The organism is Nocardioides lianchengensis, from assembly GCF_900101465.1.
GTDB classification, from domain to species: domain Bacteria; phylum Actinomycetota; class Actinomycetes; order Propionibacteriales; family Nocardioidaceae; genus Nocardioides; species Nocardioides lianchengensis.
This window is the reverse complement of record NZ_FMZM01000009.1, coordinates 229,779-241,561: the sequence shown is the minus strand read 5'-3', so window position 1 is coordinate 241,561 and position 11,783 is coordinate 229,779. Positions and strand designations below refer to the sequence as shown.

The following is an 11,783-nucleotide window of genomic DNA, read 5'->3' as shown; positions in this document are numbered from 1 at the left end:
GCTGATGGGCCGATCGGCCCCATGTGGGTCGCCCTGAGGAGAACCCACCCCTTAACGCAAGGCGAACCTGCAATAAGGTGAGGGTTGGATCCACGAGGGGGAGGGATCGCGCCATGGATGTCGCGCCACGGACGCCGGCCGATGACGGGCTCAGGGCCTACCGCGAGGAGGTCGTCGCCCGGCTCGAGGCGGTCATCACCGCCCTGACGGACGCGGCCCGGCTCCAACGTCCGCGGACCGGCGCGGACGACGAGGCCGAGTGGACGGACTGGGCCGAGCTCGTCGCGGTCGCGCTGGCCGGTGCGGCCGCCAACGTCGGCGGCGTCGAGGCGGTGCTGGCGGGCAGTCGCGACTCCTGGGAGGCCCGGGCCATCCGCCGCCTGCTGCGCGGGACCATCGGCCCGGCCGGTGCGGAGGACCACGCGGGCGAGGAGCCGGCCCCGCGCGGGGGCGAGGAGGAGCGGGGCCTGTGGGAGCACCGCACGGAGCCGGTGGCGATCACCGTCGACGTCGGGCAGATCCTCGCCCGCTCCGGGAACGGCTCCGGTGCCGGGCCGGATGAGCGGCGTCATCGCGAGTGGGCGGCGTACGGCGACGCGCTGAAGGCCCGGATCGAGTCGGAGGCCGCAGCGGTCCCGGGCCTGTCCGTGCCCGTGCTGGTGTTCGTGGACCTCCGGGGTGTCGGCGCCCGGCGACCCGGGGCAGACCCTCGGTCGCTGGAGCACCGTCTGCTGGAGGCCGCCATCCGCGCCGTACCGGCTCCCGGCGACGTGCCGGGCGATGCGGGCGGACCGACCGAGAGGGCGTAGGCCCGAGACGTCGCGCGGGTCACCCGGCGGCGAAGGCCAGAAGCACGCGGTCGGTGTGTGGGGCGGGGGAGAAGCCGTCCAGTGGCAGACCGGCGCCGATGCGGAAGTAGACGGGTCCGACGAGCAGCTCGACGAGCTCCATGACGACGGTGTCCGCCGGCAGGGCTCCGTCCTCGACGGCACGCTGGATGATGGCGGCCGAGATCTCGAACCGGGTCGCCCAGAACGCGTCGCGCGCTCGCGCGATGCGCTCGTCCTCGGCGAGGACGATGATGGATCCGAGGATCCCGGTCATGCCCGGGACCAAGAAGATCGCGGTGATCTGCTCCAGCAGGTTGACGAGGTCGTCGCGGAGGTCGCCGGTCGGTTGCACCGGGACGGAGTTCGCGACCAGCTCGGTCATCGCCTCGGCGGCCAGGTGGATCGGGTCCCCCCACCGCCGGTAGATCGTCGACTCGGCGACCCCGGCCTCCACCGCGACCTGCGGGATCGACAGGCCCTCGGTCCCGCCGGCCAGCAGGCTCCGCACCGTGGCGTCCATGACCGCGCGGCGTACTCGCTCGCTGCGGCCCCCCGGGCGCTTGCGCTGGCCCTCGGGCGAATCGGACATGGGCCGAATCCTAGGCAGCCTGATGAGGTTTTTGCTGCTGAGGGGCTCCGGTGGCTGTCGGTGCGGGGCCACGAGTGTCCGGCCTCTGACCGGGACGGTCGGTTGATCGACACGGTCAGGCTGCCTAGGTTCGCCTTCCCGATGCCCCGCTCGAGGGTGCCGGCCGCGCGGAGGAGTGCCAGTGGTGTCGGAGCTGAACGAACGCGAGCGCGAGGCGCTGGACGCCTACCGGGCCTACGTGGCCCAGCGTGAGCGGTGCGTCGCCGGGGAGGCCGACTGGTCGACCATCGCCGCCTGGTTCACCGAGGACGTGGTGTTCATCGACCCGGCCTGGGGGCGGGTGGAGGGTCGTGACGCCCTCACCAGGTTCTTCGACATGTCGATGGCCGGGCTGGAGGGCTGGACCTTCCCCGAGGAGTGGACCCTCGTCGAGGGCGACCGCGTCGTGACGTTCTGGTGGAACCGTCTGCCCGGCGCCTGGGAGGACGGTCGGCCCTACCAGGCGCCGGCCTTCTCGGTGCTGCACTACGCGGGCGACGGCCTGTTCGACTACGAGATGGATCTGATGAACCTGGCCGAGGTCGGCGACCTCCTGGGCCGCACCTCCTGGGTCCCGGGAGCGGGGATGTCCGCCCCCGGACCGAGCCCCGACCGCAACGTCACGCCGCCGCGCCTCTCGTCCCCGTGAGCCGTCCCCGGGTCGTCATCGCCGGCCTGGGCGACATCGGCGTCCTGACCGCCATCCACCTGGCGCGGCACGTCGACGTGGTCGGGATCTCCTCGAAGCCCGAGGTCGTGAGCGGCCAGGAGGTCGGCGTCCGCCTCGCGCGGCCCGACGACTGGGCGGCGGACAACCGGGTCGCCTTCTCCCGCTACCGGCGCCTCGAAGGCGTACGACGCGTGCACGGCTCCCTGACCGGTCTCGACCCCGACGCGCGCGAGGTCGGGGTGCGGCTCGCCGACGGCAGCGAGTCCGTCGAGCCGTACGACGTCCTGGTCGTCTCGACCGGCGTCACCAACGGCTTCTGGCGCACGTCCGCCCTGTTGACCAGCGAGCAGGTCGACGAGCAGGTCCGGACGCACCACGAGCGGGTCGCGGCGGCCGGGTCGGTCGCGGTGATCGGCGGGGGAGCGGCCGCCCTCAGCGTGGCCGCCAACCTGCGGATCCGCTGGCCGGACCAGCGGGTCGATCTCTACTTCCCGGGCGAGCGCGCCCTGGCCGCCCACCACCCGCGGGCCTGGGCGGAGGTCCGCCGTCGTCTCGTCGACCTGGGGGTCGGGCTGCACCCGGGCCACCGCGCCGTCGTACCGGACGGCTTCGCCGGCGAGGCGATCACCGACGCTCCGGTGGCCTGGCAGGGCGGGCAGCCGCCGACCGTTGCCGAGGCCGTCGTCTGGGCGATCGGCCGGGTGCGTCCCAACACCGAGTGGCTCCCGGCCTACCTGCTCGACGAGCGAGGCTTCGTCGCGGTGACCCCCACCCTGCAGTCGGAACGGCACCCGGAGATCTTCGCCGTCGGCGACGTCGCCGCCACCGACCCGCAGCGCTCGAGCGCCCGCAACCGCGCCGACCGGCTCCTGGCCGCCAACATCCGCGCCCACCTGGCGGGTCGGCCGCTCGCGCCGTACCGGGCGACCCGGTCGCGCTGGGGGTCGGTCCTCGGCGTCCAGGACGACGGCCTGCTGTTCCTGACCGCCGACGGCCGCGCGATCCAGCTGCCGCGCTGGCTGATCGAACGCGTCCTGCTGCCCTGGGTGGTCCGGCGCGGCTTCTACGGCGGCGTACGACGCAAGCCGAGCGCGTAGCCGCTCAGGTCCCTCGGGGCTCGAGCGGCGGCACGGGGATCTGCACGGCGGGGATGGTGGACCCGCCGTCGACGTTCACCACGGTGCCCGTCACCCATGCCGAGGCGGGCGACGCCAGGTAGAGCGCTGCGCACGCGACGTCCTCCGGGTCGCCGGCGCGCCCCATCGGGGTCCGCTCCACCAGGTCGGCGTGCATCTGCTCGTCCTCCATGACGGTCGACAGCGACCGGGTCGCGATCGCCCCGACCCCGATAGCGTTCACGCGGACGGCGGGCGCCAGCTCGGCCGCGACGTTCTTCGTCAGGTGGGTCAGCGCCGCCTTGCCCACCCCATGGGCCACGAACGAGGTCAGCACCATGTCGGCGACCCGGGAGGAGATGTTGACGACGCTCCCGCCGCCGGCCGTGTCGACCATCGCCTGCGCGGCGAGCTTCGTCAGGACGAACGGTGCGATCGCGTTGAAGTGCAGTGCGTGGTGCAGGTAGCGCTCCGAGGTCGTCATCGCCGGCCGCGGCGCCGTCCCACCCGCGTTGTTGACCAGGATGTCGAGCCGCCCGAAGACCCGCAGCGTCTCCGCCACCAGGTGCTCGAGCTGCTCGGTCTCCATCACGTCCGTCGGTACGGCGAGCGCCCGCCGCCCGGTCTCCTCGATCCGGGCGACGACCTCGTCGAGATCGGCCTTCGTCCGCGCGGCGACCACCACGTCGGCGCCCGCCTCCGCCAGCGCGATCGCGATGCTGCGCCCGATGCCGAGCCCCGCCCCGGTCACGATCGCCACCTGGTCGGTCACGGCGAACCGGTCGAGGATCACGGCTCGGCTCGGTCGAGTTGGAGACGGGGACGCGGGCTGGTGGCGACGAGGGAGGGCACAGCCGAAGCATGCGGTGACCTATCGATGATGGGGCGATAGAGCCTCACTGAGCGGGCCAGAGTGCGGACGTGCAGCTCGCCCCAGAGGCCCTCGGACCATCAGGCAATCGGGTGACCAACTCGTGGGCGCGTCACCACCGTGGGCCCACCGCCAGGTCCTCCTCGGCAACGACCAACGAAAAGGCGCCCGTGCGCCCTGGAACGAGCACGACAACACGCAACGTCGCCACAGCGCAGTCGGAGGACTCCCACCGATCAGCCGCCTGTGGCCAACGTGTCTGCCAGGTACGAGGAGGGCGTCGACGTGGCCGACCGCTACCACCCACGGCCGCCCGCTCGCCGTGGCCGGCACGGGATTGTCGGTTTGCCTTCGGAGGCGGTCGCCCGCCGCTAATCTGAGGCCGCTGCGCGTGCAGCTCTAGCCTCGGGAGTTCTAACGTGTTGTCTGCGGCCCGTATCGCACTGCTGTCTGCCCTCGCGGTGCTCGCCGCCGGTCTCGCGGTGGTGGGACCGGGATCTCCGGCGCAGGCCGCGGCTGTGACGCCCACCGCCACGACGCTGGCCGCATCGGCATCGCGGATCAACTTCGGGGACCCGGTGGAGTTCACCGCGACCGTCTCCAGCGCCGGGCCGGCGATCGACGGCGGGACCGTCGCCTTTCGGTCCGGGTCCACGGTGCTGGGATCGGCCCCCGTGGTCAACGGCACGGCCGTGTTGTCGGTGCCGACGCTCGCCGTGGGCAGCTACCGGGTGACGGCTGCCTTCTCAGGCACCAGTGATCTGCTGCCGAGCGAGTCGGGGGTCAACGGCACCAGCCCGATCCGCACGATCGCCGGCTCGCGCACGCCGGGCTTCTCCGGCGACGGGGGCGCCGCGACCTCGGCCAGCCTGAACTACCCGTCCAACCTCGCCGTAGATGCAGCGGGCAACGTCTACGTCGTCGACAACGGCAACAACCGGATCCGCAAGGTGGCCGCCGACGGCACCATCACCACCGTCGCCGGGACCGGGGTCGGCGGGTTCAGCGGGGACGGCGGCCCGGCGACCTCGGCGCAGCTCAACAATCCCTACAGCGTCGCGGTCGACGCGGGGGGCACCATCTTCATCGGCGACGACGGCAACAACCGGATCCGCAAGGTCGACGCCCAAGGGACGATCACCACCTATGCGGGGACCGGGACCAGCGGGTTCAGCGGCGACGGTGGTCCGGCAACCCTGGCCAACCTGCGGGTGGCGAGCATGGCCATCGACGCCGCCGGCACGGTCTACTTCACCGATCAGGGCAACGGCTACGTCCGCAAGATCGCCCCGGACGGGATCATCACCACGATCGCCGGCAGCGGCACATCGGGCTACAGCGGCGACGGGGGCCCGGGCACCTCTGCGCGGATCCGGTCGCCCTACGGCGTGGGGGTCGACGCGGCGGGCAACGTCTACTTCGCCGAGATCTCCAACCACGTGATCCGCAAGGTGACGCCGCAGGGGATCATCTCCACCTACGCAGGGACCGGGGTCGCCGGATCGACCGGGAACGGGGGGCAGGCGACCCTCGCGCGATTGAGCACCCCGGGCGGGATGGCGGTCGACGCCTCGGGCAACGTCTTCTTCAATCAGTTCGGCACCAATCAGGTGCGCAAGGTCGCCCCTGACGGGATCATCTCCACCGTCGCCGGGACCGGCACGGCCGGCTACAGCGGGGACGGCGGGCCGTCGACCTCCGCCCAGCTGAACGACACCGAGGGGTTGGCGATCGACACGGCGGGCAACCTCTACCTCGCCGACTCCAGCAACAACGTGGTCCGCCGAGTGGACGGGCCGGTCGCGCTCGTGGTTGCCGCAGTACCGACCTTCACCACCGGCCCCACCGCGACGATCACCGGCACTCCGACGGTGGGGCGGACGTTGTTCGCGGGGGTCGGGGATCCCGCGCCGTCGCCGGACAGCTATTCCTACGTCTGGTACGCCGACGGCGTCGAGATCACCGACAACACCAGCAGCGACCCCCAGGCGCTCAACCTCACCCCGGCCCTGGCCGGGAAGGACATCACCGTGGAGGTCACCGTCCACCGCGACGGCTACACCGACGCCTCCGACCTCTCCGACCCGGTCGGCCCGGTCGCGAAGGCGACCTTCACGACCGGCCCCACCGCGACGATCACCGGTACTCCGACGGTGGGGCGGACGTTGTTCGCGGGGGTCGGGGATCCGGCGCCGTCGCCGGACAGCTATTCCTACGTCTGGTACGCCGACGGCGTCGAGATCACCGACAACTCCAGCAGTGACCCTCAGGCGCTCAACCTCACCCCGGCCCTGGCCGGGAAGGACATCACCGTGGAGGTCACCGTCCACCGCGACGGCTACACCGACGCCTCCGACCTCTCCGACCCGGTCGGCCCGGTCGCGGAGGCGACCTTCACGACCGGCCCGGACGCAGTCATCGACGGCGAGGCGGTCGTGGGCGGCACGCTGATCGCCACCCCGACCGACCTCGACTCCACGACACCGTCCGCGGACTCCTACGCCTACTCCTGGGCCGCCGACGGGCAGGCCATCCGAGGCGCGAGCGGGCCGACGCTGACGCTGAGCGAGAACGAGGACGGCAAGACCGTCACCGTGACCGTCACCGCCACCAGGGCCGGCTACACCGACGCCACCGACACCTCCGCCCCCACCGTGCCGGTGGCGAGCGCCACCTTCAGCACCGGCCCCACCGCGACCATCAGCGGGACCGCCCAGGTCGGCCAGACCCTCCGCGCCGGCACCGGCGCCCCCGTCCCCGACCCCGAGGAGTACCGGTTCGCCTGGTCCGCCGACGGCACCCCCCTCGCCGGAGCCACGACGCCCACGCTCCGACTCACCCCCGACCTCCGCGGCCGTCGGATCACCGTCACCGTCACCGCCGCCCGGGCCGGGTACGTCGACGCCACCGACACCTCGGCCCCCACCGCAGCGGTCGTCACGGACCGGGCCCCGAGCCTGCGCCTGACCCTGAGCGTGCCGTCGTCGTCGCAGGACGCCGCGACCACCCCTGACGGCCAGCCGACCGTCCGACGCGGCCGCACCATCACGCTGCGCTGGACCTCCAGCAACGCCCAGAGCCTGGTGGCCGGCGGCGAGCTCGCCGACCTCCTCCGCGCCCGCTACGGCACCCGGCCCATCCCGGCCGCCGGGTCGGTGCGGGTCCGTCTGACCCACGCCGGCGCCCACGCCTACCGGCTGCGCGCCATCAACGAGACCGGCACCACCACCGCGACCACGAGCATCGTCGCGGTCCGCAGACCCACCCGCCTGAGCGTCGAGACCACCGCCACCACGCGGCCGGGACGCACGATCCGGATCCGGGTCACCGGCCTGGGCTACCGCGAGCGCTTCTACATCACCGTCAACGACGGCCACACCACCACCAGGGTCCGGACCGGACGGGCCAACACCACCGGCAACCTCACCCGCCGCATCACCATCCCCCGCACGATCGATACCACAGCCAAGACGATCCGAGTCCGAGTCACCGGACGCTCCACCAAGCGCGCCGGAGCCGCCCTGATCCGCCTCCGCTAGCAGGACCCTCGTCGGGACGGCCGAGTGCTCTCGTCGGTCACGAGGAGACCGACCCTGGGCGGCGCGGAGCACCCGCCGTACCAGGGGTGACTGGATCTGACCGGACGATGTTGCTCCTGTTGTCACGACCGCGAGATCGGATCCGAGACACGAGGTCACAAGTCGGGGTCGAGACCGGGGACACATCAGACGTGTTTGCGCGGACGCCGCAGTCATGCCGCACCAGAGCCTGGTTGTTCGCGTCTTCCCAGATCAGACCCGGTGTTGCGGACGGGCTGGCCTGTAGGCCGGGTTCTGTCCTCGGGCCTCTTGCGAGGGTCCCGATGGGCGACCATCCATCTAGGACGACCGTTGCCGGCCGCCTCCAGCGATCTACCCGCGTGCTCGGGCGAGCAGCCCTCGGACGCACGCTGTCTGACCTTGCTCCAGGTGGGGTTTACCGAGCCGACCCGGTCGCCCGGGTCGCTGGTGGTCTCTTGCACCACCGTTTCACCCTTACCTGCCTCCCTGTCGCCAGGGGAGCAGGCGGTCTGTTCTCTGTGGCACTGTCCCGCGGGTTGCCCCGGGTGGGTGTTACCCACCACCTTGCCCTGTGGAGCCCGGACCTTCCTCGGCGTCCTCCCGAAGGAGTACGACGCGGTCGCCCGGCCAGCCCATCCGCGTGAGCAGGGTATCGGATCGGACCCGAGGCCCCCCAGCTCTCCGGGTCCGATCCGTTGAAACGATCAACGCAGCGGTCGCGCGGAGGTTACGGGGCGATCGAGGACGTCGGCAGGAGGGAGCCCAGCAGGGCCAGCCTCTCGGCGCTGTCGGTGCCCGGCTCGGGGTGGTAGATCGCGAGGATCTGCCCCTCGGCGCCCTCGACCGCCAGCTTCGACTGGGCCAGCGAGAGCTCGCCGACCTGAGGGTGGTCCAGCCGGATCACCTTGCTCTGCAGCGGCTTGACGTCGTGGCGGGCCCAGCCGCGGCGGAACTCGTCGCTGCCCACGGACAGCTCGCCGACCAGCTGGACGAAGCGCGGGTCGTCGATGTCGGAGCCGATCCGCTTGCGCAGCCCGGCGATCATCCGCGGGGCGAGGGTCTCCCAGTCGAGGAACAGCGCCCGCTCGGCGGGGTCGAGGAAGAGGGAGCGCAGCCGGTTCTCGCCGACCTGCACGCTCGGCATCAACGCGGTCATCAGTCGGTTGGCGGCCAGGATGTCAAGGAACCGACCCTCCACGAACGCTGGCAGCCCGATCACCTCGAGCAGCTGGGCGATCTGCGGCGGCACCGTCTCGCGGCGCGGCCGGCGGGTGCGCGAGCGGGGCCGGGGCGAACCGAGGCCGAGGAGGTAGTCGGTCGCCGTCGCGTCGAGCTGCAGGACCCGGGCCAGCGCCTCCAGCACCTGCACCGACGGGTTGCGGTCGCGGCCCTGCTCCAGGCGCAGGTAGTAGTCCGAGCTGATCCCCGCCAGCAGCGCGACCTCCTCGCGCCGCAGGCCCGCGACCCGTCGTACGCCGTGGACGGGGAGCCCGACCATCTCGGGTGTCACCTGCTCGCGACGGGCGCGGAGGTGGTCGCCGAGGAGGTTGTCGTCGCTCACGTCCGCCAACCTAGCCCGGCTCCCGGGGGCGTCCCTGGTCCTGCCACTCCCAGGATCGGCAGGGGGCTGGGTCGCCCGCGAGGTACGACGCACGCTGGAGCCATGACCACCACCAGCACCCTGACCCCCGGCGGCACCTACGCACTCGGCGACCTCACCGTCTCCCGGCTCGGGTACGGCGCCATGCAGCTCGCCGGCCCGCACGTCTTCGGCCCGCCCGCCGACCGCGACGCCGCGGTCGCCGTACTGCAGGAGGCGCTCGCGCTCGGCGTCGACCACGTCGACACCAGCGACTTCTACGGCCCGCACGTCACCAACCAGATCATCAAGGAGGCCCTGCATCCCTACGCCGACGGCCTGGTCATCGTCACGAAGGTCGGCGGCCGCCGCGACGGCGAGGGCGCCTGGCTCCCCGCCCAGTCGCCGGCCGAGCTGCGCCAGGGCGTTCTCGACAACCTCCACAACCTCGGCCTCGACGCCTTGGACGTCGTCAACCTGCGGATCATGGACGAGCCCGATGCCTCGATCGGCGCGCGGATGGAGGAGCTGGCCCGGCTCCAGCAGGAGGGCCTGGTCCGGCACATCGGCCTGTCGACGGTGTCGGCGACGCAGGTCGCCGAGGCGCAGGCGATCGCGCCGGTGGTGTGCGTGCAGAACGAGTACAACCTCGCCCACCGTGGGGACGACGAGCTGATCGACGGCCTCGCCGAGCAGGGCATCGCCTACGTGCCGTACTTCCCGCTCGGCGGGTTCAGCCCGCTGCAGTCCGCTGCCCTCGACGGCGTCGCGACGCGCCTCGGGGCGAGCAAGATGGCGGTCGCCATCGCCTGGCTGCTGCAGCGCTCGCCCAACATCCTGCTCATCCCGGGCACCTCGTCGGTCGGCCACCTGCGCGAGAACGTCGCGGCCGCCGACCTGCACCTGCCCGCGGACGCGGTCGCCGAGCTGGACGCGATCGCGGGCTAGTCGTCGACCGGCTCCGGCCACCGGTCCAGCTCGACCCGCAGACTGCTGAGGTCGGCGATCAGGTCGTGGACGTCGCTGTAGGCGGCGCGCTCGTCGGGGTCGTCGGAGGTCCGCAGGGCGTCCAGTGCGAGGAGCGCATGGCACGCGTGGCGCGCCGCCTCGTCGACCCGAACGCGGAACCTGTCGAACTGTGCTCTGTCCATCTGCTCTCCTCTCCTCATCGGATCACCATGACGCCGGGACATCTCCGGGCGGGCAACAGTGCGTCCTCGGGCGATCCACAAGTCGGAACCTCCGCCGGGTTCAATGGACGGGTGCTACCCGACGGCTACGCGATCCAGGAGCTGACCACCGACCACGCGGCCGCGCTCGCCGCGGCCTACGACCGCAACCGCGAGCACCTCGCACCCTGGGACCCGGTCCGCCCATCGGCGTTCTTCTCGCCGGCGGGTCAGGCGGCCGACGTGGTGGCCCGTCTCGACGCCGTACGACGCGGGCTCGGCGAGTCGTGGGTGCTCCTGCACGGGGACGAGCTGGTCGGCCGGGTCAACCTCAACAACATCGTCCGCGGCGTCTTCCAGAGCAGCAGCGTCGGCTACTGGGTCGACCGCGACCACCTCGGCCGCGGCCTCGCGACCGCCGCGGTCGGCCATGCCGCCGAGCAGGCGATCGCCCTCGGGCTGCACCGGCTGGAGGCCGGGACGCTGGTCCACAACACCGCTTCGCAGGGGGTGCTGCGGCGCAGCGGGTTCACCGAGTACGGGCGGGCGGCGTCGTACCTCTTCATCGCGGGGGAGTGGCAGGACCACCTGCTCTTCCAGCGGATCCTGCACGACCGACCGGCCGGGAATCCTGTCGCCTGATCCGCGGTTGACGCACCATGGACGTCATGGACCCTCGGGACGAGCAGGAGCTGTACGAGCTGACCGCGCCGCCGGTCGTCTTCCCGGGCCAGGCCGGCCCCGAGTCGGCCTACCGGGTCGCCCACGACCTGCTGGCCCGTCGTGGCGCCGTCGAGGCGCTCGAGGTGCTGGAGCCGGCCCTCGCGGAGGACCCGACCAACACCGGCCTGCGCACGCTGCGGGCCTGGGCCTACCTGATCCGCGTCCAGCTGAAGAAGGCCGAGGACGAGCTGCGGGCCCTGGTCGAGGAGACCCCCGACGACGTCTGGTCCCGCCACGCGCTCGGACGTGCGCTGGAGCGCCAGTCGCGCCTGGAGGAGGCCCTGCCCCACCTGCGCCTGGCCTTCGCGATGAGCGGCGACCTCGAGCACGAGCTCGCGGTGCTCCGGGTCGAGCGCCAGCTCATGGACATCAGCTGACGCCGCACCCCCGCCCGCGCCCGGCGGTTGAGGAGGTCGCGCAGCGACCGTCTCGAAACCTGGTGGGCCGACGGTCGGTCTCGATCGGGGTCGACTGTCGGCAGGACGGGTTTCGAGGCTCGCTTCGCTCGCACCTCAACCAGCGTGTGCTGGTCACAACCCCTGCACCGGAGGGGTGACCTTGTTCGAGGCCGCTGGTGGGCTGCGGGGGCTTCGACACGCTCACCCGCTTGCGCGGCTTCGCTGCTCAACCACCGGAGC

At 72.3% G+C, this 11,783-nt stretch carries 11 protein-coding genes, 1 other RNA gene and 1 pseudogene; 8 read left to right on the top strand and 5 right to left on the bottom strand.

Going from position 1 to position 11,783, the window contains the following annotated elements; translation table 11 throughout:
• Positions 1-113: 113 nt before the first annotated feature.
• Positions 114-809 (top strand): hypothetical protein, encoded by a 696-nt coding sequence (locus BLT76_RS17470; RefSeq protein WP_090859084.1) that lies wholly within the window; start codon positions 114-116, stop codon positions 807-809.
• Between the two features lie 19 nt (positions 810-828).
• Here the strand turns inward: BLT76_RS17470 and BLT76_RS17465 are convergent, their stop codons facing one another.
• Positions 829-1,419, bottom strand: coding sequence for a TetR/AcrR family transcriptional regulator (locus tag BLT76_RS17465; RefSeq protein ID WP_090859079.1), 591 nt, complete (start codon positions 1,417-1,419; stop codon positions 829-831).
• A gap of 184 nt (positions 1,420-1,603) precedes the next feature.
• Here BLT76_RS17465 and BLT76_RS17460 point away from each other — a divergent pair, with 184 nt between their 5' ends.
• Entirely contained in the window at positions 1,604-2,107 is a 504-nt protein-coding gene (locus tag BLT76_RS17460) for a nuclear transport factor 2 family protein (RefSeq protein WP_170867116.1), read from the top strand.
• Positions 2,104-3,225: an FAD-dependent oxidoreductase gene (locus BLT76_RS17455; protein ID WP_090859073.1), complete on the top strand. Its 1,122-nt coding sequence runs from the start codon at positions 2,104-2,106 to the stop codon at positions 3,223-3,225. The genes BLT76_RS17460 and BLT76_RS17455 overlap by 4 nt, the downstream gene beginning before the upstream one ends.
• A 4-nt stretch (positions 3,226-3,229) precedes the next feature.
• On the opposite strand, the gene BLT76_RS17450 is transcribed toward BLT76_RS17455, so the two are convergent.
• The gene (locus BLT76_RS17450; RefSeq protein ID WP_090859069.1) at positions 3,230-4,036 is read right to left on the bottom strand and encodes a glucose 1-dehydrogenase; all 807 of its coding nucleotides are present in this window, start codon (positions 4,034-4,036) and stop codon (positions 3,230-3,232) included.
• A gap of 199 nt (positions 4,037-4,235) precedes the next feature.
• Here BLT76_RS17450 and BLT76_RS26405 point away from each other — a divergent pair.
• Both BLT76_RS26405 and BLT76_RS17440 read left to right on the top strand, forming a co-directional pair.
• Positions 4,236-4,370 (top strand): annotated as a pseudogene (locus tag BLT76_RS26405) (IS481 family transposase); the annotation flags it as partial.
• Between the two features lie 262 nt (positions 4,371-4,632).
• Positions 4,633-7,653, top strand: coding sequence for an NHL domain-containing protein (locus BLT76_RS17440; RefSeq protein ID WP_170867115.1), 3,021 nt, complete (start codon positions 4,633-4,635; stop codon positions 7,651-7,653).
• Positions 7,654-7,920: 267 nt separating this feature from the next.
• Here the strand turns inward: BLT76_RS17440 and rnpB are convergent.
• Positions 7,921-8,309, bottom strand: an RNA gene (gene rnpB, locus BLT76_RS17435) — RNase P RNA component class A.
• 92 nt (positions 8,310-8,401) lie between these two features.
• Complete coding sequence (locus tag BLT76_RS17430; RefSeq protein ID WP_211753034.1) at positions 8,402-9,235, bottom strand: helix-turn-helix transcriptional regulator; 834 nt, start codon at positions 9,233-9,235, stop codon at positions 8,402-8,404.
• A 102-nt stretch (positions 9,236-9,337) separates the two neighbouring features.
• On the opposite strand from BLT76_RS17430, the gene BLT76_RS17425 reads away from it, so the two are divergent.
• Complete coding sequence (locus BLT76_RS17425) at positions 9,338-10,201, top strand: aldo/keto reductase family oxidoreductase (protein WP_090859057.1); 864 nt, start codon at positions 9,338-9,340, stop codon at positions 10,199-10,201.
• Here the strand turns inward: BLT76_RS17425 and BLT76_RS17420 are convergent.
• Positions 10,198-10,404, bottom strand: a complete 207-nt coding sequence (locus tag BLT76_RS17420) for a hypothetical protein (protein WP_090859053.1) — start codon at positions 10,402-10,404, stop codon at positions 10,198-10,200. The genes BLT76_RS17425 and BLT76_RS17420 overlap by 4 nt on opposite strands.
• A gap of 111 nt (positions 10,405-10,515) precedes the next feature.
• Here BLT76_RS17420 and BLT76_RS17415 point away from each other — a divergent pair, with 111 nt between their 5' ends.
• Positions 10,516-11,064 (top strand): GNAT family N-acetyltransferase, encoded by a 549-nt coding sequence (locus tag BLT76_RS17415; protein ID WP_244509453.1) that lies wholly within the window; start codon positions 10,516-10,518, stop codon positions 11,062-11,064.
• Between the two features lie 26 nt (positions 11,065-11,090).
• Positions 11,091-11,522: a tetratricopeptide repeat protein gene (locus BLT76_RS17410; RefSeq protein WP_170867114.1), complete on the top strand. Its 432-nt coding sequence runs from the start codon at positions 11,091-11,093 to the stop codon at positions 11,520-11,522.
• The last annotated feature ends 261 nt before the right edge of the window (positions 11,523-11,783 follow it).